This window comes from Alcanivorax sp. VBW004, assembly GCF_009718865.1.
In the GTDB taxonomy this organism is placed as follows: domain Bacteria; phylum Pseudomonadota; class Gammaproteobacteria; order Pseudomonadales; family Alcanivoracaceae; genus Alcanivorax.
The window spans coordinates 3,075,370-3,097,217 of record NZ_WNHC01000001.1; the positions used below are offsets into that span (position 1 = coordinate 3,075,370).

Annotated in this window: 16 protein-coding genes; 8 read left to right on the forward strand and 8 right to left on the reverse strand. The window is 58.3% G+C overall.

The features are described from left to right. Nucleotides 1-50: 50 nt before the first annotated feature. Nucleotides 51-2,078, forward strand: coding sequence for a PEP-utilizing enzyme (locus F1529_RS14005; RefSeq protein ID WP_155135530.1), 2,028 nt, complete (start codon nt 51-53; stop codon nt 2,076-2,078). A gap of 76 nt (nt 2,079-2,154) precedes the next feature. Next, nucleotides 2,155-2,952: a DUF2189 domain-containing protein gene (locus F1529_RS14010; RefSeq protein ID WP_155135532.1), complete on the forward strand. Its 798-nt coding sequence runs from the start codon at nt 2,155-2,157 to the stop codon at nt 2,950-2,952. A gap of 149 nt (nt 2,953-3,101) precedes the next feature. Here F1529_RS14010 and metH read toward each other — a convergent pair whose 3' ends face one another. Further along, on the reverse strand, nt 3,102-6,803 hold the full coding sequence (metH, locus tag F1529_RS14015) for a methionine synthase (RefSeq protein ID WP_155135534.1): 3,702 nt from the start codon (nt 6,801-6,803) through the stop codon (nt 3,102-3,104). A gap of 300 nt (nt 6,804-7,103) precedes the next feature. Between metH and F1529_RS14020 the strand changes: the two genes are divergently transcribed. After that, nucleotides 7,104-7,922 carry a mechanosensitive ion channel family protein gene (locus F1529_RS14020; protein WP_007148906.1) on the forward strand — a complete coding sequence of 273 codons (819 nt, stop codon included), beginning with the start codon at nt 7,104-7,106 and terminating at the stop codon, nt 7,920-7,922. Nucleotides 7,923-7,932: 10 nt separating this feature from the next. Next, entirely contained in the window at nt 7,933-8,718 is a 786-nt protein-coding gene (locus tag F1529_RS14025; RefSeq protein ID WP_155135536.1) for a YdiY family protein, read from the forward strand. Nucleotides 8,719-9,013: 295 nt separating this feature from the next. Here the strand turns inward: F1529_RS14025 and F1529_RS14030 are convergent, their stop codons facing one another. The 4 genes from F1529_RS14030 to F1529_RS14045 all read right to left on the reverse strand — a co-directional run bounded on the left by F1529_RS14030 (nt 9,014) and on the right by F1529_RS14045 (nt 13,501). Beyond that, entirely contained in the window at nt 9,014-10,396 is a 1,383-nt protein-coding gene (locus tag F1529_RS14030; protein WP_155135538.1) for an NAD(P)(+) transhydrogenase (Re/Si-specific) subunit beta, read from the reverse strand. A 3-nt stretch (nt 10,397-10,399) separates the two neighbouring features. Beyond that, a complete protein-coding gene (locus F1529_RS14035; RefSeq protein WP_007151153.1) occupies nt 10,400-10,675 on the reverse strand; it encodes an NAD(P) transhydrogenase subunit alpha in 276 nt (91 codons plus the stop codon). After that, nucleotides 10,675-11,898 carry a Re/Si-specific NAD(P)(+) transhydrogenase subunit alpha gene (locus F1529_RS14040; RefSeq protein WP_007150483.1) on the reverse strand — a complete coding sequence of 408 codons (1,224 nt, stop codon included), beginning with the start codon at nt 11,896-11,898 and terminating at the stop codon, nt 10,675-10,677. Before F1529_RS14040 ends, F1529_RS14035 begins: the two co-directional genes overlap by 1 nt. Nucleotides 11,899-12,130: 232 nt before the next feature. Further along, the gene (locus F1529_RS14045) at nt 12,131-13,501 is read right to left on the reverse strand and encodes an AarF/ABC1/UbiB kinase family protein (protein WP_230457802.1); all 1,371 of its coding nucleotides are present in this window, start codon (nt 13,499-13,501) and stop codon (nt 12,131-12,133) included. Nucleotides 13,502-13,648: 147 nt separating this feature from the next. Here F1529_RS14045 and F1529_RS14050 point away from each other — a divergent pair, with 147 nt between their 5' ends. Both F1529_RS14050 and F1529_RS14055 read left to right on the forward strand, forming a co-directional pair. Further along, entirely contained in the window at nt 13,649-14,419 is a 771-nt protein-coding gene (locus tag F1529_RS14050) for an alpha/beta fold hydrolase (RefSeq protein ID WP_155135542.1), read from the forward strand. Between the two features lie 94 nt (nt 14,420-14,513). Next, nucleotides 14,514-15,656 carry an oxygenase MpaB family protein gene (locus tag F1529_RS14055; protein ID WP_155135544.1) on the forward strand — a complete coding sequence of 381 codons (1,143 nt, stop codon included), beginning with the start codon at nt 14,514-14,516 and terminating at the stop codon, nt 15,654-15,656. A 128-nt stretch (nt 15,657-15,784) separates the two neighbouring features. Here the strand turns inward: F1529_RS14055 and F1529_RS14060 are convergent, their stop codons facing one another. Continuing rightward, complete coding sequence (locus F1529_RS14060; protein WP_007150227.1) at nt 15,785-17,893, reverse strand: carboxy terminal-processing peptidase; 2,109 nt, start codon at nt 17,891-17,893, stop codon at nt 15,785-15,787. A 163-nt stretch (nt 17,894-18,056) separates the two neighbouring features. Between F1529_RS14060 and F1529_RS14065 the strand changes: the two genes are divergently transcribed. Beyond that, on the forward strand, nt 18,057-19,280 hold the full coding sequence (locus F1529_RS14065; protein WP_155135546.1) for a nucleoside recognition domain-containing protein: 1,224 nt from the start codon (nt 18,057-18,059) through the stop codon (nt 19,278-19,280). Nucleotides 19,281-19,306: 26 nt separating this feature from the next. Here F1529_RS14065 and F1529_RS14070 read toward each other — a convergent pair whose 3' ends face one another. Continuing rightward, nucleotides 19,307-19,954 carry an alpha-ketoglutarate-dependent dioxygenase AlkB gene (locus F1529_RS14070; protein ID WP_155135548.1) on the reverse strand — a complete coding sequence of 216 codons (648 nt, stop codon included), beginning with the start codon at nt 19,952-19,954 and terminating at the stop codon, nt 19,307-19,309. Between the two features lie 55 nt (nt 19,955-20,009). Here F1529_RS14070 and corA point away from each other — a divergent pair, with 55 nt between their 5' ends. After that, the gene (gene corA, locus F1529_RS14075; protein WP_039925941.1) at nt 20,010-20,960 is read left to right on the forward strand and encodes a magnesium/cobalt transporter CorA; all 951 of its coding nucleotides are present in this window, start codon (nt 20,010-20,012) and stop codon (nt 20,958-20,960) included. 51 nt (nt 20,961-21,011) lie between these two features. On the opposite strand, the gene F1529_RS14080 is transcribed toward corA, so the two are convergent. Continuing rightward, nucleotides 21,012-21,848 carry an MBL fold metallo-hydrolase gene (locus F1529_RS14080; RefSeq protein ID WP_007150739.1) on the reverse strand — a complete coding sequence of 279 codons (837 nt, stop codon included), beginning with the start codon at nt 21,846-21,848 and terminating at the stop codon, nt 21,012-21,014.

Sequence of the window (21,848 nt, forward strand, 5' to 3'; positions counted from 1 at the left end):
ATAACCGTGCGCGTACATAACAGACCATTTCGACCAATAAGAAACGGCTCATGAGCATTGAAGTACTGACTGCCGATGTTGAGGGTGGCGAAAATCTGCAACGCTGGGCTGCCATGGGGTTGCCAATCCCGCCCAGCTGGCGCATTGACCGCAGCGTGGTGGCAGACAGTTCTGCCGCATCGTTGACGCAACAGTTGCGCGCCTTGCCGCGCATGTTTACCGATAACCGCTATTGGGTGCTCCAGCAGGGACCTATGAACCCGGATTCACGCCGGGAAAGCCTGTTGAACCTGGATTCTGATGAATCCTTGGCGGCGGCACTGCGAAGCATTTTTGATCGTGAACCAGGGCCGGATCATGTGGTGATTCAGGCGCTGCCGCGGCAACAGGCGGCGGGTGTCCTGTTCACCCGTCATCCGTTACGCCAGGATCTGCCACACATGGTGGTAGAGGGCGTAGTGGATGGCAGCAATGAGCGTCAGCGGCTGATTTTCGATGATAGCGGCCGACTGGTGCATGCGTCGCAGGCTGCGATGCCCCTGAGCCAGCAGGTTGATGAAGCCCTGCTGTGCCAGCTGCACAGCAAACTCAAACAGAATTTTGACCGGCCCCAGGCCGGAGAATGGGTATTTGATGGCGAGCAGCTGTGGCTGCTTCAGACGTTGCCGGTGGGCTCGCTCCCGGAACCCAGGGAGGCCTGGACACGGCGTGCCGGGGTGGGGCTGTTCAATCAGGTGGAAACGCCGTTGTGGTACACCCTGGCAGGCCGCTGGCTGAAGGCGGCTTTCTGGGAGCCGTTGGTTGAGCAGGCCGGCTGGAGCCGACTGGCGAAGATCGAACCTTATCGACGCCAGCACAGCCACATCTATACCAATTGCGCCTTTTTTCGCGAACTCCAGCAACAGCACCAAGGGGCGAGCCGCTTTGTGCCCCCGGCCTGGCAGCAGCTGGAGATCCATGATGAGGCAACACCAGCGCGCCCGCGTTCGCGCCTTCGCAACGTTGTGACTCCGTGGCGTCATCGCTGGACCCTGATGCAGTTGTCACTGGATGTGCGCCACTGGAAAGAGCCCGACGTGACTCGCGAAGGGCTGTGGCGGGCTTTTATGCGGCTGGATGCCATGGGGGAGGCGCTCAGCCGTGTGGATGGCGAGCTTGCCTACCTGACCCTCGCCGACGCCTTGCCACGCTATAGCGCGCCGTTACCACTAGCGCTGCTGACAACCCCTGCGGAATTGCAGGCTGTGGAAGCGCTGGCCCGCGGTGATCTGGAGTCGGTACGGCATACCGGGCTACGGCCGGGGGCAGATCCCGTGCATGCGCCGTTAAGTGACGGCCCGGCCCAGGCCGCGACCCTTAATAGCCTGCAGCAACCGGGTGTGGTCAGTGACGCGCAACTGGCGCAACCGAGTGAGCAGGACGCCAATGCCTTGCGTATGGCGCGTACGGCTAGAGGGCTGCGTTTTGCCATCGGCAACCGGCTGCGCCAGCTGCTGCGTTCCATGGGCGCTATCGCGGTCGAGCAGGGCATGTTGCAGCATCCGGACGATATTTATTTCCTGTATTTTGATGAGCTCTGGCAGCTGTGGATGGGACAAAAGCTGCCAGCCAGCGCCGGCAAAGAAGTCATTGGTGACCGTAAACTCCGTTATCTGGATGATGGCCTGCAAGGCGCGCCTGACTGGAAGATGGATCAGGTGGGCTATGGTTTCGGTGGCGGACAGCGCCTCAGCCCCTTGCTGCGCGGTTTGCCATTGGTCAAAGGCTCTGTGGAAGGGCCGATACGGCGGGTATGCAGCGCCTGGTGCCTGAACAAGATCCAGCCCGGCGATATCGTGGTGGTGGATCAGGTGGAGCCGGCATGGCTGCCCTGGCTGGTGCAGGCAGCGGGCTTGGTGATTGCCGAGCAGGACCCCGCCAACGGCGCCGCCAGCCTGGCGGTAACCTATGGTATTCCTGCCATCTGGTCTGCCAGTGATGTCATGCATAGCGTGCAGGACAATCTGCAGGCAACCCTGGACGCCACCCAGGGCCAGCTTGATGTCGCTCCGGTTATGGATGACGATAACGCCAGCTAGGACGATCAGGCGGGAAGGCTGGAAGGCGAAAAGTGCAGGGCTCACGTGTTGTTCTTGTCCCACAGAGGCAGGTTCCATGACGCAACCACCGAATCAGGAAGAAGACACTCGCCCGTTTGTGGCTCCATGCCACACGGTCGATACCCGCGCGCCACTGCGCTGGCTGCGCAAGGGCTGGCAGGATTTCCGGGCGGCGCCGGGGCCAAGCCTGGTGTATGGCGGCATCATGGTCGTCATCAGTTACCTGATCAGTGCCGCCACCTGGTGGTTCGGTAATATGGGCCTGTATCTGGGCCTGCTTTCCGGCTTTGTCTTTCTTGGGCCGCTGTTGGCGCTCAACCTCTACGATATCAGCATCCAGCTGCAGCAAGGGCGCAGGCCCAGCCTGTTCGAGAGTTTACGGCAGGCGCGGGCCTGCATGGGCGACGCGCTTACCTTTACCGTGATTCTGGTGGTGGTGTTTCTGGTGTGGGCCCGGGCGGCCAACCTGATTTATATCTTTTACCCGGTTAATGAGTGGCATCTGGAGAATGTACTGCTGTTCTTTGGGGTGGGCAGCAGTGTGGGTGCATTGTTCTGCGCCATCGTTTTCACCGCCAGTGCGTTCTCGCTGCCCATGATCATGGATCGCAAGACGGATATGGTGACCGGGGTCATTACCAGCACCAACGCGGTGCTACGCAACAAGCCGGCGCTGTTTGTGTGGGCTTGCCTGATTGGTGTTTGCCTGCTGGTGGGCTTGTTAACGGCCTACCTGGCGCTGGTAGTGCTGCTTCCGGTGCTTGGCTATGCCACCTGGCATGCCTATCGCGAAGTGATTGACGCCAGTGATTGGGATCCGCGCTTTGAACTCCCTGCTGAGCAAGTGAATTGAGCGCTTAACGGTTGGAGCGTGGAGCAGGGGGCGGAGGAGCTTGGCCCTCCTCTCTTCGATTGGGATTGACCGGGTTGGATCGTAAGAGCCGCTGTATGCGGGAGCGGCTGCGCAGAAGGCAGCCGTTCCCGCATTTTTTCAGCAGCCGGCTAGTCCTCGTCCATGTAGCCCAGCAGGTGGGGCACCATCCGTTCGATTTCCTTGCGTGTCATGCCTTTGCGGGCGGCGTAGTCGTTCATCTGATCCTTCGCCAGTTTGCCGGTGCCGAAGTACTTGGCCTGTGGGTGGGAGAAGTACCAGCCAGATACCGCCGCAGTGGGCAGCATGGCGTAGCTTTCAGTCAGCGTCATGCCGGCATGGGTTTCCGGGTCCAGCAACTGCCACAGCAAGGCTTTCTCGGTATGGTCCGGGCACGCCGGATAACCCGGGGCAGGGCGGATGCCCCGGTATTTCTCACTGATCATGTCCTGATTACTCAGTGCTTCATCGCTGGCGTAGCCCCAGTAGTCCTTACGCACTTTTTCGTGCAGACGCTCGGCGAACGCTTCCGCCAGCCGGTCAGCCAGTGCCTTGAGCATGATGGCGGAATAATCGTCATGGTCGGCTTCGAAGCGGGCGACATGCTCGTCGATACCAATGCCGGCGGTGACCGCAAAGCCGCCCAGCCAGTCGGTGAGCCCGGTTTCTTTGGGGGCGATAAAGTCACTCAGGCAGAAATCCGGCTTGTCGTTCTTGCTCCGGTCCAGCTGCTGGCGCAGGTGGTGGAGAGTCATAAAGGACTCCTGGTCACCCGGATTACGATACAGCTGAATGTCGTCCATATCCGAGTTTGCAGGCCAGAAACCTATTACACCACGGGCGGTTAGCCACTTTTCTTCAACGATTTTCTCAAGCATGTCCCGGGCATCCCGGTAGAGCTTGGTGGCTTCTGTGCCGACTACTTCATCGTCGAGAATCTTGGGGAATTTGCCGGCCAGCTCCCAGGCGCGGAAGAAGGGGGTCCAGTCGATGCGCTGCACCAGATCATCCAGTGGGTAATCGTCCAGCACCTTCAGGCCTTTCACCTTGGGCTCCGGCGGCGTGTAATCGTGCCAGTCTGGCTGGAAGCGGTGCTCCCGGGCCTGATCAATGGAAATCAGGCTGCGATCCACCTGCTGTTGTTTGCGCCGTACGCGCAGCGCCTCGTAGGTTTCCTTGAGCTCGGAGACATAGTCGTCCTTGGCCGTTTTGGAGAGCAGCTTGGAGGCCACGCCGACTGCCCGGGAGGCATCGGCCACGTGGACCACGGCCTCGTTGTAGGCCGGATCAATCTTCACTGCGGTGTGAATGCGGCTGGTGGTCGCACCGCCGATCATCAATGGCAGGTTCATTTCCAGGCGCTGCATCTCGCTGGCCACATGGACCATTTCTTCCAGGGAGGGGGTGATCAGCCCTGAGAGGCCAATGATGTCCACTTTTTCCTCTTTGGCCACCTCGAGAATGGTCTCGCAGGGCACCATGACGCCCAGATCCACCACGTCATAGCCGTTACATTGCAGCACCACGCCAACAATGTTCTTGCCGATGTCGTGCACATCACCTTTCACGGTGGCCATCAGGATCTTGCCGTTGGCCTCATCCTGGGTGCCCAGCTCTTCCTTCTCCTTCTCCATGAAAGGCATCAGGTAGGCGACTGCTTTCTTCATGACCCGGGCGGATTTGACCACCTGGGGCAGGAACATCTTGCCTTCGCCAAACAGGTCGCCGACCACGTTCATGCCATCCATCAAGGGGCCTTCGATGACGTGAAGCGGGCGGGCGGCATTCTGGCGGGCCAGCTCGGTGTCTTCTTCCACGTAGTCGGCAACGCCTTTCACCAGGGCATGCTCAAGGCGCTTTTCGACGGCCCATTCACGCCAGGCCAGGTCTTCCTTCTTGGCTTTCTCGCCGCCGCTACCACGGTATTTCTCGGCAAGATCCAGCAAGACTTCGGTGCCGTCTTCGTGGCGGTTGAGCACCACATCTTCCACGGCATTGCGCAGTTCTTCGGGAATGTCCGCATAAATGGCCAGCATGGTGGGATTGACGATCCCCATGTCCATGCCGTTCTTGATGGCGTAATAGAGGAACACGGCGTGGATGGCTTCACGAACGGTGTCGTTGCCCCGGAAAGAGAAACTCACATTGGAAACCCCGCCGGAAATCATGGCGTGGGGCAGGGTGCGCTTGATGTCGCCAACCGCTTCAATGAAATCCACGGCGTAGTTGTTGTGCTCTTCGATCCCGGTGGCAATGGCGAAGATGTTGGGGTCGAAAATAATGTCTTCCGGCGGGAAACCCACTTCTTCGGTGAGCAATTTATAGGCACGGGTGCAGATTTCTACCTTGCGCTCACGGGTATCGGCCTGACCTTCCTCATCGAAAGCCATGACGATCACTGCGGCACCATAGCGGCGCAGCAGTCGAGCCTGATGAAGGAATGCCTCTTCGCCTTCTTTCATGGAGATGGAGTTCACCACCCCCTTGCCCTGGATGCATTTCAGCCCGGCTTCGATCACTTCCCACTTGGAGGAGTCGATCATGATCGGCACTTTGGAGATTTCCGGTTCGGATGCCACCAGATTGAGGAACTTCACCATGCACTCGGCGGATTCCAGCATCCCCTCATCCATGTTGATATCGATGATCTGGGCGCCGTTCTCCACCTGGTCGCGGGCCACTTCCAGTGCGGTATCGTAGTCTTCTTCCTTGATCAGGCGCAGGAACCGCTTGGAGCCTGTCACATTGGTCCGTTCGCCCACATTCACGAACAGGGAATCCTTGGTGATGGTGCAGGGTTCGAGGCCAGACAGCCGGCATGCCACTTCAATGTCGGGCAGCTGGCGTGGCGCGAGCCCTTCAACGGCATCCGCCATGGCTGCGATATGCTCCGGTGTGGTCCCGCAGCAACCGCCGATAATATTCAGGAAGCCTTTCTCCGCCCAGCCGCGCACTTCTTTCGCCATGGTGAACGGATCCAGGTCATATTCGCCCATTTCGTTGGGCAGCCCGGCGTTGGGGTGCGCGGATACATAGGTCTCGGAAATGCGCGACAGCTCTTCGATATATGGACGCAACTCCATGGGCCCCAGCGCACAGTTCAGGCCAAAGCTGACCGGGCGGGCGTGGCGCAGGGAGTTGTAGAAGGCCTCGGTGGTTTGCCCGGTGAGGGTACGGCCCGAGGCATCGGTGATAGTGCCGGATACCATCACCGGTAAGTCCAGATTGTTCTCGTAGCAGTACTGGTCCACCGCAAAGACCGCCGCCTTGGCATTCAAGGTGTCGAAAATAGTTTCGATCAGCACCATGTCGATGCCGCCCTCTACCAGGCCGTCCAGGGCCTCCAGATAGGCGTTCACCAGTGCATCGAAGTTCGTATTGCGATAGCCGGGGTCGTTCACGTCCGGGCTGATACTGGCGGTGCGGTTGGTGGGGCCGAGCACCCCGGCCACGTAGCGGGGCTTGTCCGGTGTGGATGCTTCGTCGGCGGCCTCGCGCGCGACACGGGCGGCCGCAACGTTGATGTCCCGCGCCAGGTCCTGCATGTCGTAATCGGCCATGGCGATGGACGTGGAATTAAACGAGTTGGTCTCGATAATATCCGCGCCTGCATCCAGGTAGCCCTTGTGCAGTGCCTTGATCCGCTCGGGTTGCGTCATGCTGAGCAGGTCATTGTTGCCTTTCAGGTCACTGGGCCAGTCGGCGAACCGGGTGCCGCGGAACTCCTCTTCACTGAACTGGCAGCGCTGAATCATGGTGCCCATGCCGCCATCAAGAATCAGAATGCGTTCCTGGAGTTGGGCAGTCAGTTGCGCGCGCGGGTTCTGTGACATCGATGGCTCCGGCAAAGGCGGGAAATTGGGGCGTGCATTATAGCGGGGCAGGGCGCAGATACCCAATATGTGGTGCTTTTTCCGGGGAAAATAGCGATAAAACGGCATTGTCGGCGGCTGCAGACTGGCCATAAGGGCCATTAGGTTTCATTATTGGGCATGCTTGGTAACGGGATGACTGGCACTTCCCGCAGCCAGCAGATGAAATCTTTGTAAAATCCCGCGCGGTGGCATCAGCATGGCTTGGGCTTGCCGCAGGAACGGGCATAATTCGCGCTCACAGGATGAGGAGTACGCTTAATGGATCAATATCTGACCCAACTGGAAACCTTTGCCAATGAAAATCTGGTGCCCTATGCCTGGAGCATTGCGGCGGCACTGGTTATTTTCATTATTGGTAGCTGGATTGTTGCCCGCCTGAGCAGCTGGGTGCAAAAGCTGCTGAACAAGCGTATGGATGAGACGGTGGCCACTTTCCTGGGCCGCATTGTTCATATTCTGCTGTTCGTGTTCGTTGTTATCGCTTCTCTGGATCAGCTCGGTATCGAGACAACCTCGCTGGTGGCGATTCTGGGTGCTGCCGGTCTGGCTGTGGGCCTGGCTCTGAAAGATTCGCTGGGCAACTTTGCGGCCGGCGTCATGCTTATCATGTTCAAGCCGTTTCGCGTGGGGCATTACGTGGAAGCAGGGGGAGCTTCCGGTACCGTCAAGGAAATCCGTATTTTTGCGACGATCATGAACAGCCCGGACAACAAGGTTCTGACCGTGCCCAACGGCGCAATCATGTCCGGAAACATCGTCAACTATTCGGAAAAGCCGACTCGTCGAGTGGATATGGTCTTTGGGGTCGCTTACGATGCGGACCTTTCCGTAGTGAAGAAAGTGCTGCAGGAGGTTCTGGCTGCGGATGAGCGCGTGCTCAAGGATCCTGAGCCGACCATCGTAGTAGGCGAACTTGCGGATAGCTCGGTTAACTTCCTGTGCCGTCCCTGGGTAAACAGCGCGGATTACTGGCCGGTTCTGTGGGATACCACTGAAATCGTGAAACGCCGCTTTGACGAAGCGGGCATTGGCATTCCGTTCCCGCAGATGGACGTACATCTCGACAAAAACGATTAAGGAGTCATTCATGCGCAGTAAGACAATCGCTGCCATGCTGCTTGCCGCCGGTCTCCCGGCGGTTTCAGTGGCTGCAGAAGACGCGGCTGCTGATGAGGGTAGTGAAATTTCGAAATGGTCAGGGGATATTGGTGTCGGGCTGCTGTTCAAGCGTGGCAACACCAATTCCGACTCTACCAATGCCAACGTTAATATGGCACGGGACAGCGAGAAATGGCGCCATACCTTCAAGGCTGACGCCAATAACGAGAAGGAAGAGGATCCCGATACGGAAGAATATAACCGTACGGATGAGAACTACTTCGCTTCCTACAAGTTGGACCGCAAGCTGGGCGAAGATGCCAAGAACTACCTCTTCAATGTGCTGACCTACCAGAAAGATAATTTTTCGGGTTATCACTACGAAGCCAGTTATGCCATCGGTGTGGGTCGCCGCTGGATTGATTCGGATCTGCAGACTCTGGATGCAGAAATCGGTCCGGGTTATCGCGTAAAGTGCCTGGAGCCCCAGGACACCTATATGACCTGCCATAACTCCGAAGAAGATGCGATTGCGCGTATTGGTATCAAGTACGAGCTGCGCGTCAGTGACAACACCACCTTCAAGGAAGATTTCTCTACCGAGGTAGGTGAAGAGGGCTCTGACACACGTGCTGAAACGTCTTTGACCACGGCGATTAATTCCAGCTTTGCCCTGCGCCTGCGCCATTTGCTGGAGCATAATTCCTCGGTACCGCCAGGCACCAAGGAAACGGACCATACGTTCTCTGTCGGTGTGGTTTACACCCTTCAGTAGAACGTCCCTGGTAGCGCAAAAGCCCCGGCCTTTCAGGTTCGGGGTTTTTTTATGGGTGGCGTTTAGTGGGCGAGACTGGATAGCAAAATGGTGGTGGGCTAAAGCATCGCACCGGGTGGAAAATGGCAAAGCATTACCCCGGAGAATCGACTCTGCGATAGAGCTTTATTGAGGCCCTGGCTAGGGCGCAGCAGGGGGAGGAGGGCCTGGTTAGTGTGCTGCGTGGGGCGTGCTGCGGCCGCGAAGCGGCATAAAAAAAGGAGCCCGAAGGCTCCTTTTTTACGAAGGCAGTGGATCAGCCTTCTTTCAGGGCGGTGGTGATATCCAGCACCGCGCCTTTGCCGTCGCCAAACAACATCAGAGTGTTGTCCTTGGCGAACAGCGGGTTGGGCAGGCCGGCAAAACCGGCGCTCAGAGAGCGTTTTACCACAACCACGGTCTTGGCCTTGTCCACGTTGAGGATCGGCATGCCGTAAATCGGGCTGCCTTTGTCTTCGCGGGCCATGGGGTTGGTTACGTCGTTGGCGCCCAGAACGATAGCCACGTCGGTTTGCTCGAAGGTTGGGTTGATCTGATCCATATCCTTGAGCTTGTCGTACGGTACTTCCGCTTCGGCCAGCAATACGTTCATGTGGCCAGGCATGCGGCCCGCTACCGGGTGAATCGCGTATTCCACTTCGATACCGGCGGCTTCCAGGGTGTCTGCCATTTCGCGAACAGCGTGCTGCGCCTGGGCCATGGCCAGACCAAAGCCGGGAACAATAACGACGCGGCGAGCGGTTTCCAACATCATCGCCACTTCGTCAGCAGAGGTGGACTTCACCTTGCCTGCGTAGACTTCGTCCGCATCCATGGCTTCGCCGGCTTCTGCCATCACACCGAAGAGTACATTGGTGAGAGAGCGATTCATGGCTTTACACATGATGCTGGTCAGGATCAGGCCAGATGCGCCCACCAGGGAACCGGTAATGATCAGGGCGCTGTTGCCCATGACAAAACCGGCTGCAGAGGCTGCCACACCGGAGTAGGAGTTCAGCAGGGCGATCACAACGGGCATGTCTGCACCGCCAATCGGCAGTACCAGGAACAGGCCGAGCACCATGGCTGCTGCCACCAGGCTCCAGAACACGATTTCGTTACCCGGGTTAACCACCAGGTAGCCGATACCGACGAGAGAGCCGATAAACAGGATGGCGTTAACCAGTTTCATGCCGGGGAAGCCCATGGGCTGCCCGTCGATGAGTTCCTGCAGCTTGGCAAATGCCACAAGAGAACCGGTCAGGGTAACAGCACCAATCAATACGGCCGCGCCGGTGGCGATGATGGATACCGTATCGTTGGCGGAACCACGGAAGAATTCCGCTGAGGCAACAGCAAAGGAGGCACCGCCACCAAAACCGTTGAGCAGCGCAATCATCTGCGGCATGGAGGTCATCTGAACCTTCTTGGCCATGATGGCGCCAATCAGGCCACCGACGACGACGCCGGCAATGATCACTTCGTAGGTAACGATATGCTCGTTAAGCAGGGTTACCACGGCGGCCACGCCCATACCGGCTGCTGCCAGCAGGTTACCGCGTACCGCTGTTTTCGGCTTGGTCAGCCCCTTGATGCCCAGCACAAACAGGCAGGCGGCGATCAAGTAGGCGATATCAATCCAGTTCTGAGAAACGTGCATGGTTTACTTCCTCTTGAACATCGCCAGCATTCGATTGGTGACCATAAAGCCGCCAATCACGTTAATGGTGGCCAGAACCACCGCGGCAAAGCCCAGCACATTGATCAACATGCCGGAATCAGACCCGGCCGCAATCAAGGCGCCCACCACGGTGATACCGGAAATTGCGTTGGAACCGGACATCAGCGGGGTGTGCAGGGTCGGCGGAACTTTGGTGATCAGTTCCACACCGAGGAAGATCGCCAGCACAAACAGGGTAAGTTGGGCTACGAAATCCATTACTTTTCCTCCTTGCTGTCCGCGTCGGACGCTTCTTCCGCGGCTTCCGGCTCAGGCTTGGCCAGAGCGGGGAGACCCAGAATGTCGCGCAGACGGGCTTGGGGAACGTCGCCATCGTGACTGATCACGGTTTCGGCAACGATTTCGTCTTCGAAATCCAGCTGCAGCTCGCCGTTATCGTCGATCAGCAGGTTAAGCAGGTTTTCCATGTTCTTGCCAAACATCTGGCTGGCATGGAACGCCACAGAGGAGGGCACGTTTTCCGGACCGATGATGGTCACGCCGTGCTTCACTACTGTTTTGCCGGATTCGGTCAGGTCGCAGTTGCCGCCACGCTCAGCAGCCAGATCCACAATGATGGAACCGGGTTTCATGGCTTTCACCATGTCTTCGGTAACCAGGATCGGGCTCTTGGCGCCGGGAACCGCCGCGGTGGTGACGATAACGTCCATTTCCTTCACGACTTCGGTCATCAGCTCACGCTGACGCTTGAGGAAGTCTTCGCCCTGGGCCTTGGCGTAACCGCCGGAGCCTTCCGCTTCGCCGGTATCCAGATCAAGCTCGACCGGCTTGGCGCCAACAGACAGGATCTGTTCACGGGCAGCAGGGCGAACGTCATAGGCTTCAACGACAGCCCCCAGGCGCTTGGCGGTGGCACAGGCCTGCAGGCCGGCAACACCCGCACCCATGATGAACACGCGTGACGGCTTCATGGTGCCGGCAGCGGTCATGTTCATGGGGAACATGCGTTGGGATTCGGTCGCGGCGAGCAGTACGCACTTGTAACCTGCGATCATGGCCATGGAAGACAGTACATCCATTGCCTGGGCGCGGGTAATACGCGGTACCAGCTCAAGCGCCAGGCCGGAAACTTTCTTTTCGGCCAGAGACTGGGCAAATTGCGGGTTGGCCAGCGGATCGGTCATGCCGATCAGAACCTGGCCTTCCTTCAGCTTGTTCAGATCCTCGTCACCGTTCTTGATGTTGCTACCAGGCGTTTGCACCTGCAGAACAACTTGAGCGGAAGAGAACACCTCATCGCGATCAACCAGCTTGGCTCCGGCAGCTTCATAAGTGCTGTCCGGATAACCGGCAATATCGCCGGCGCCGCGCTCGATGATGATCTCGACACCTTGTTTTTTCAGCAGTGCGCTGACATTGGCAGGCGTTAAAGCAACGCGCTGCTCGCCAGGGCAGATTTCTTTGGGAACACCGATAATCACCTGCGTTACCCCCGTCTGTGGTTCGCAAATAATTGGCTATTCAGGAGGGAGGATATTGGCAACCCGAAACCTCTGAAAGCCTCGAAAAACGGCCGGTTCAGGTGAACCGGCCGATGAGCAGGGTGCTAACCTTATTGTGCACGTGCCAGCTTGGCAAATGACAAATGGTTATCGTACCGATAAGTGGCCGATAAATGAGCGTTTTGGCCTATCGGCACCCGTTATCATGGGATTATCCGCCCGGGCTGATTGTTTTTTGATCAACCAGGGCGATATCGTCCTCTTCCTGCATGTGGATGAAGGGCTCAAGGATGGTGTTGCCACGCACCTCAGACTCGATTACATGCAAAAAGGTGTACGCGCCAAGCAGCTTGCGGGCCAGGAAGATGAACTCCTTGGGCGGCACATCGAAGTGCACCGAGAGGGCGTTGCGGCCGGCACGATTCATGATGCGGTTGGGCAGGTTGCTCTTGCCCCAGCAGTACTCGCCATTCTCATTCAGTACGGCGGCCGGGGGCGGAAAACGGTCCGGGTCCTGTAACACTTCAACCGCTTCGAAGCAGAGTTCGGAGAATTCCTCAAGCAATTTGCGCGGGGCGTTACGGGCCAGAAAGTCCAGGGCGTTAAGCGCCCGGATCAGGCGGTCAGTATCGTGGTAAAAGGAGGCACGAATCATCTCCCGGCCCGGGCCAAGCACTTCGTTGTCGAAATCACGGATGGCGCCGAAATCCAGCAGCACGATCTGGTCCTGCTCCGGGGTTTCCCCAATACGCAGCAGGTAGTTGCCGAAATTCGGGTCCGTTTGCATCTTGTTCCATTCGAACACTTCCCGACAGCACAGCTCCATGATGGCGCGGCCGATAAAGTTGCGGCGGGTCTGGGACAGCTCAAGCACGGCGGGATCATTGACGCCAATGCCGCGTTCGAAGGTCATGCACATGATGTTGTGCGTTGAGAATTCAGGAACAATTTCCGGAACCACAAAACGCGTGTCATCGGCCAGCGCGGTACGGAAATGGCGGGTGGTATGAGCCTCAAGGTCATAATCCACTTCGCGCTTGAGCATCTCGCGCACTTCATCGAGCCACATGTTGAATTGCTCGGTCATGGGCACCAGGCGGCTCAATTTCAGCAGGCGCACCAGCGCACGCATGTCGGAATCAATCGCGTCAGCGACGCCGGGGTACTGGATCTTCAGGCACAGTTCCTTGCCATCTGACTTGCGCACGGCCTTGTGCACCTGCGCCAGCGAGGCGGCCCCCAGCGGTTGCTCTTCAATCTCCAGCTCAGCCAGTTTAACTTCACCGAGCTGGCGTTTGAGGTGCCGCTCGATGGCTGGCCATTCCAGTGCAGTTGTCTGGTTTTCCAGTGTATGCAGGGCAGTGGTGACCTCTTCTGGCAGGAAGTGTTCGCCGAACAATGCCATCATCTGGCCAATTTTCACCACCGAACCTTTCAGGCTGCCCAGCTCTTCCACCAGCTCCTGGGCACGGGCAGACAAGATTTCCCTGCGCCGGTCATCACGTTTGTCTTTAGCGGTGAACAGTGTGCCTGCGCTGGCGGTGGCATACTTGGCCCCAGCCAGAAAGCCGGCTTTGGCCATTGAGAAGCGCCGTTCCACAGAACCTGTTTTAACCCGTTTTACTGTTTTACGTGCCATAGTCGCGAGGAAACTCCATTTGCCATCCTGAAAGCCGGTGGCATTCTAGCCCGTATTGCAAAGCGGGTCATTGTCCCAAGGAGATAACAAATGGCGAGAACCTGGGTGTTATTGCGAGGCCTGGTTCGTGAAAAGCGGCATTGGGAAGGGTTCCCGGAGCAGTTTCAGGCTGCGGTGCCGCAGGATACGGTGATTACGCTGGACCTGCCCGGTAACGGCGAATTCTGGAAGGAACGCAGCCCGACGCGGATTGCGGCCATGGTGGCCCATGCCCGTGAGCAGCTGCACGCGCAAGGGCATAGCGGTCCTTATCATGTGGTGGCCCTGTCGCTGGGGGCGATGATGGCGGTGCAGTGGCTTTGCCAGGCTCCCCATGAGGTGGCGTTTGCCGGCCTGATCAATACCAGCGCCAGTCGTTTCAGCCCTTTCTGGCAGCGCTTGCGACCCATGAATTATCGCCGATTGTTGCGAGAGGCCGTGTTCAGCCGCGACACCCTGCGCAAAGAGACAGCCATCCTTGAGATTACCTCGAATATGCGCGAGCGTGATTTTCTGCACGCCCTGGCGGAAAAATGGGCTGACTATGCAGCCTCGCAGCCGGTCTCGCTCAGCAACAGTCTGCGCCAGCTTCTGGCTGCCATACGCTTCAGGGCGCCGGTGGCGCTGCCGGATTCTGTGCCGGTAATCATTGTTAACGGGCAGGGGGATCGCCTGGTCAGCCCCAGTTGCTCCCGGCGACTGGCCGCCGCCTGGCAACTGCCACTGAAAATGCATGCTGAAGCGGGCCATGATCTTCCGCTGGATGCGCCCCGATGGCTTATCAATACGCTTCTTGAGGGGGTAACAGATTCCGCTGTTTAGTGTGTTGACCGCAACTGCCCGCTGCCCTAAGTTCTATTCAGAACCCGCGAGTTCTGGTGTGGATTCTGAATAGAACAACAATGAAGAGGTATGCATGGCAACGCCGCAGGAATTGACCCGTTTTGCGAAAGGCCCACAGTCCCCCCAGGAGCGCATCTGGTGGGACCGCTATTCCCACGAGAAGCTGAATGCCTGGCGCCAGGTACAGGACCCGTTAGCGGATCGCTGTGCCGCACAGATTAAATTCACCCGGCCGTCCGGGTTGCTTGATGAGGTGGAGCGGCGCGCTGAAACGGAGGGGGGCGATTTTCAGACCTTCCTGGATCATTGCCATACCGTACCGAGCTGGGTGGATTTCGAGGAGATGGAGTTGGGGCGACGCATGTATCGTCGCAATGGCGCCCTGCAGGGGCTGGTGCTGATGTGTTCCAGTCTGGTTGAAGGCTATGCGCACAACAAGCCGTCCCAGGTGCTGGTTGCCACCGGACGGCTACAGAAGGATGTGTCCCGGCGGATCTATGAAACCGGGCAGATGCTGCACAATATCGTCGGGGATGACGGCATCCGCCCCGGCGGGTTGGGGCACCGAACCTTGATGGAAGTCCGGCTGCTACATGCGGCGGTCCGGCAATTCCTGGCCAGCAACCCGCGCTGGGACAATGAAAAGTATGACCTGCCGATCAATCAGGAAGATATGGCCGGCACGGTGCTGGAGTTTGATTTCATGGTGGTTCGGGGGCTTAAACGCCTCGGATTGCCCATTTCCCGGCGTGAGCATGAGTCCATGCATTATTTTTGGCGTTATGCCGGGTATCTGCTGGGCGTGAACGAGGCCTTGCTGACTAGCACACTGGAAGAGCAGAGTGTCCTGGCTATGCAGCTGACCTCGCATCTCTACGATCCCACGCCGGACAGTGAGTCCCTGGCCAAGGCCTTGCTCAAGGACATGTCCGGCAAGCCGCCCTTTAATCTTTCCTACGATGTGCTGCTGGCGTTCAGCCGTTACCTGATCGGTGACCAGGTGGCGGATGATCTGAATATTCACAGCACCATTCCTGCCTCGGCCGCCGTCAGAGTGGTGAAGACGGCGATCACCACAGCCAGTTTCGGCTTGCGCTTGTTGCCGGACCCGGCCAAACGGGCACTGGAAGGGCTGAATCACCAGCTGGGGCGGCGCACCTTGAAAGCCGGACTGGGCGACAACCCAGCACGCTGGGGGTTCAAGGCTCTGGCCTGATAGCAGCGGCGCACAGCGTGAATGCCAGGCGATCTCTTTCCTGACTTGCTGACCTGCCGATAATGGCAAATAAAAAAACCGGCCTTGAAGCCGGTTTTTTATGTCTTGCGTTTGCACTGCGACGAAAGTCAGCCTTTGCGGGCGACCTGGTTTTCTCGCAGCAAATCCATGTAATCCACCAGTATTTCGCCGGTTTCACGGACGTACGGGTCTTCATCCATGGCTTCGTCATGGCTTTCCGGATCCAGCGCCCGCTGTTCTTCCAGCGTGCGCAGCTCCTTGATGCTCTCAAGGGGGTCTTCATCGCGGGCCTGACGACGGCTGTTTTCGATGGCCAGCCGTTCCTTGTCGAACTCGGTCTGCATTTGAGTGCGCGCCTTTTCGTTCAGCGAGAGTTCCGTTCGGTTACGGTTCACGTCGAGCAGCTTGCGCAGGGAATGCACGTAGACAAATTCCGGGTCGCTATCCGTGCGTTCTTCATGGCGCTCACGCAGTTGTGGCAGGAAAGGCACCAGGTCAGTGACACGCTGGAAATTGGCCGATTTGATTTCATCCCAGGGCAGGGCGTTGGGCAGAGAGCTTTCCCCCACGTCGTCCTTGTCTACCAGAGAGGGCAAATCCACATCCGGCACGATGCCCAGGTTCTGGTTGCTGGAGCCCGACACCCGATAGAACTTGGCATTGGTCATCTTCAGCTTGCCATGATTGAGATCCAGCAGGGTTTGCACCGTGCCTTTGCCGTATGTCTGGTCACCGACGATTAGCGCGCGGCCATAGTCCTGCATGGCGCCGGCAAAAATTTCTGATGCCGAGGCGCTGTAGCGGTTCACCATGACAGCCATGGGGCCGGCGAACAGGACGCCGGGGAATTTGTCGCCTTCGACACTGACCCGGCCATTGGATTCGCGAACCTGCACCGTCGGGCCCCGATTAATAAACAGGCTGACCAGCTTGTTTACTTCCAGCAGCGAGCCGCCGCCGTTGTTACGCAGGTCGATGACCAGGCCATCGATATTTTCCTTGCGCAGCTCGACCAGCAGTTTGGCCACATCGCTGGTGGTGCTGGTGTATTTCGGGTCGCCGCGGTGGTAGGCGTCGAAATCCAGATAGAACGCGGGGATTTCGATAATTCCCAGTTTCAGATCCTGGCCATTACGGTCAACGTGAATGATGTCTTTCTTGGCGGCCTGTTCTTCCAGTACCACCTTGTTGCGCACAATGGTGATGGTGCGAGTGTCATGCTCGCTGGGGCTGCCGGCGGGGATAATTTCCAGATTGACCTTGGTGCCCTTGGGCCCACGAATCTGGTCGACCACTTCATCCAGACGCAAGCCGATTACCGGTACCGGGTCTTCTTCATCCTGGGAGACACCCACGATGCGGTCCGCAGGCTTTAGCTGGCCGCCTTTGGCGGCGGGGCCACCGGGGACCAGACGCACCACCTTGGTGTAGCCGTCTTCGTATTGAAGTACCGCGCCAATGCCTTCCAGTGAGCGGCTCATGCTGATGTCGAAGTTTTTCGAATTGTGCGGGGTGAAGTAGGTGGTGTGGGGATCAAATGTCTGCGTCAGCGCATTCATGTACACCTGGAATACATCCTCAGGGGTATTCTGTTTGATCCGCTTCAACTGGCTTTCGTAGCGACGAGTGAGCCGCGTTTCGATATCTTCCGCACTGGAATCGTTGAGGCGCATGGAGAGCACCGCATTTTTCAGCTGGCGCTGCCAGATTTCATCCAGAGCCGCCTTGTCCTTGGCCCAAGGGGCATCCTCACGGTCCACTCTTACCGACTCTTCGCTGTCGAAGGTCAGCGAATCCAGATCATTGGCGATGGTTTCCAGTGACCAGGTCAGGCGCTCTTCCAGGCGCTGCTGGAAGCGATTGAAAATGGTATAACCGCCTTCCAGCTGGCCCTTGCGCAGCTGGTCATCCAGGATCTCGTTATAGCGCTGGAAGTCCTTGATGTCGGACGCCAGGAAATACAGACGATTGGGATCCAGGTCTTTCAAGTAGCGCTGCAGTACCTGTTCGGAAAGCTGATCGTCGAAATCGAGCTGGCGATAGTGATACTTGAGCTTGTCAGCAATTTCTTCAGCCGCTTCCAGTTGCTCTTCCGTCGGCTTCAGGTCGCCCTGAATATCCGGCGATGAGTCGTGAAGGGCGCCGCCGCCTTTGATTGCCCCGCCCAGCAACAACAGGGCAAGAGCAAGAGGGAACAGCTTACGGAGTAATGACATACTGGCTCTCAAACAGTTTTTTTCAGTATAGCCGACAGCCCGGGAGCGGTCATTCAGGGTTGAATCGCCGGCTATCGGTGTAGACTATCGTGATGGCACGAAGTTGCAGTGCCTGGCGCCGTCTATCGGCGTAATTCTATGACCCTAGCGCACGGGAGATACTTTGCACAGACTGTTCAGCCTGTTTTTCCTGGCGGGTATCGCCGGGGCTGTGATCCAGCTCATGGCCGGGGACATGGAGGCACCGGGGCGCCTTATCAATGCCCTGTGGGAATCTGCTGATCTGGCGGTGGAAGTGAGCCTGGGCTTGATCGGGGTGCTGGCCCTGTGGAGCGGCCTGTTTCGCCTGGCGGAAGCCAGCCGGCTGGCCGATCGGATATCCGGCTGGGTGACGCCGGTGCTGGCCCGTGTCATGCCAGGCATTGCCCGAACCCCGGAGGCCGCCGCTCCGGTGTCCATGAACCTGGCGGCCAACATGCTGGGGCTGGATAACGCCGCGACGCCACTGGGGCTCAAGGCCATGGAGTCGCTCCAGAAAGACAACCCGTCCCCGCGCAGCGCCACCAACAGCCAGATCATGTTTCTGGTGCTCAATACGTCATCGGTGACTTTGGTTCCGGTCACAGTACTGCTTTTTCGTGCTCAGCAAGGCGCAGAAGACCCGGCGCTGGTGTACCTGCCTTTGCTGATGGCAACCACCATTTCCACCCTGGTAGGCGTGATTGTTACCGCCAGGGTGCAAAAGCTGCCCCTGGCCAGCCCGCTATTGCTCACGGTAATGGGTGTCTGGCTGGCGGTTCTGGGTTTGCTTGGCGCCGTTGTGTTACTGGCCCCGGCAGAGGCCGCCAACACGTTCGCCAGCCTGCTGGGCAATGGCATTCTTCTGCTTGTGTTGAGTGTGTTCTTTATCGCCGCCTGGCGGTCCGGGGTGGATAGCTATGATGCCTTTGTCGAGGGGGCAAAGGAGGGCTTCACGCTTGCGGTGAAAATCATTCCTTACCTGGTGGCCATGCTGACAGCCATTGCCATGCTGCGGGCCGGGGGCGTGCTGGGCTTGTTTCTGGACGGCATTCGTAGCGGGGTTGGCGCGCTTGGGCTGGACACCCGCTTTGTGGATGCACTGCCCGTGGCGCTGCTTAAGCCCTTGAGCGGTTCCGGAGCGCGGGCCGCCATGGTGGATGTGATGCAGACCCATGGCGTGGATTCGCTGGCCGGGCGGATGGCGGCGGTGATGCAGGGCTCCACGGAAACCACCTTTTATGTATTGACCGTGTATTTCGGCAGCGTCGGCATCCGTGATTTTCGCTATGCGCTGTGGTGCGGGCTGGCGGCAGATGCCGCCGGGCTGGTCAGCGCCATTTTCCTGAGTTACCTGTTTTTTGCCTGAACGCTGCAGTGCAGCAGGGCGCTGTTTCAAATGTCCGCGCTCTGTTCAGGAACAATGTACCGAAAGGTAAGGTTGATGCGCGGGTCCGGCCGGTTGCGGCGGCGGGGCAGGGCATGTTCAAAGTGGGCCTGTACTGCCGGCGACATCAACAAAAGATCGTCATGATGAAGCGGTACACTCAGGCACTGACGCTGACTGCCCGGGCCTTTCGGCCGAAAAGTCAGCTCCCGGCAAGCGCCTAGATTGTAGGACGCTATCCAGGGCGCATGGCCCAGCTCCGGTTCGTTATCGCTGTGATAGCCCATGCAGTCGTCACCATTACGGTACAGATTGGCCAGGACGCTGTTGAAGGTTTTGCCGGTCACTTGCTCGACAGCTGTCTTGATCGGTAATAGGGCAGCAGGCCATCCTCTCGCGGTATGCGTATGCCCGGAATAGCGATAACGTAGCCCGGTGTCACCGTGCCAGGCGGTTAACCGCGGGACTGGGTGCTGCCGCCCATACACGGTAATCTTGGGTTGTTGCCAATCAAGAGTCTGGCTTAACGTAGCCAGCAGGCGGTCTGTTTGCGATGGCCCCATCAAACCCACCCAGCGATGCAGCTGCGCATCGCTGCTCAGGTCGATAAGGGAAGCAGTTCGCCGAGCCTGGGGCCCGGTTGTCGGTAAACACATAGCGGCTCTACAAAGATTGTCGGCAGTTGCCGGCGAGGATGATCAGGGAAACATCATGCTGCATATCTTTCGAATCGAAAATGGTGTTCTGCGCGAAAAGGATGTGGACACCATCATGCCGTCGCTGGCAGAAGACGGCAGCTGGATCGACCTGGTTGATGCCGAGGAAGACGAGCGGAACCTGGTCCAGCAATTTCTTCAGGCGGAACTGCCCGATTCCGACGACATGGAAGAAATTGAAGCCTCGGCCCGCTTTTTCAGTGATGAGCAGGGACTCCACGTTCACTCCCTGTTCCTGTTCCAGTCGGAAGGTCGGGCCCGGACTTCCACGGTGGCCTTTGTGGTACAGGAAGGGCGGCTGCTCTCGTTCCGTGATTCCCGATTGCCGGATTTCCGCTTGCTGCGCCTGCGAGTGCGGCGCGGCTGGGTCAAGGTATCGCAGCCCCTGGATATCCTGCTGAGTATTCTCGACCAGAAAGTGGAAAACCTGGCGGATGCTTTGGAAGACGTGCACCGGGACCTGGAAAAAGTCGGCTATAGCGTGCTCGAAGAGGAAAACGGGGAGCTGGAAGAGGACATTGAACGCCTGGCACAGCTGGAAGACACCAACGGGAAAATCCGCCTGTGTCTGATGGATACCCAACGATCCATCTCGTTTATTCAGCGCTATGTGCGTTCGGACAAGGTGCGCCGGCGTACCTGTGCGGAAATCCAGCACGACCTGGATACCCTGTTGTCACACACCACCTTCCTGTTCGACAAGATCAACTTCCTGATGGATGCTGCCCAGGGCTTCATCAACATCCAGCAGAACCAGATCATCAAGATCTTTTCCATCGCGGCGGTGGTGTTCCTGCCACCCACCATGATTGCCAGCATTTACGGGATGAACTTCGAGATCATGCCGGAGCTGGATTTCCGTTTTGGGTATCCGATGGCCATTGGGCTGATGGTGCTGTCCGGCATGGCACCGTACTGGTATTTCAAACGAAAGGGCTGGTTATAGCGGGTGGTCTGACCTTTGGTCCTGATCTTTGGTAAAACGCGGCGTCGGGCGTCAGGATTGCAACGCCCAGCCACTCGCCGTTTCAGATGCCTTGCCTTCTGCGGCAAGCTTGATCAAATGCGCGCTCAGCGAAAGCTGTGCCACCCCGTGCAAAAATACCGGCACATCGTCATACACCGCCGTTACCAGGGTCGCCAACGGCTGTGCCGTTGCCGTCAGGCAGCCAACCACCTTGTCTTCGCGCTTTTGGCGATGGGCGAGGGTCTGGGAAAGGGTATCCTCCGGGTGGCTGATGACATCGCCGTGTCCTGGAGCCATCAGGGTGATGCCGCGATTCTGCAGTTTTCTCAGTGACGCAAAGTACGCCTGCATGGAACCGGAAGGGGGAGCGATGACCACGGTGGAGCCCTGAATCAGGTGGTCGCCGGTGAACAGCAAGCCCTGTTCACTCAGGTAGCAGAGGTGGTTGCCCACATGGCCCGGGGTTTCAATGGCGGTGAGGCTGACGCCGCCACAGTCCACCGTATCACCTTCACCCAGCAGTCGATCTGCATTCCAGCTTTCATCCTGCAGTCCGTCATCCGGCACAGAAGGGCCCAGGCAGCGAGCGCCCGTGGCGGCCACCAGAGCCAGTGCACCCGGAGAATGGTCACGGTGAGTATGGGTGACGATGACCTGGGTGATCGGTTTATCCAGAGTGCGGGCGGCCTGCAATAGCGCCTGCAGATGCTCCTGGTCCTCCGGACCGGGGTCAATAACGGTAAGGCTGTCCCTGCCAAACAAATAACTGTTGGTGCCTGGCCCGGTCATCATGCCCGGGTTGCGCGCCAGTACCCGCCAGGCGTGGTCGCCGATGGGGGTGAGCTGGCCGGGAATCAGTGATGCCAT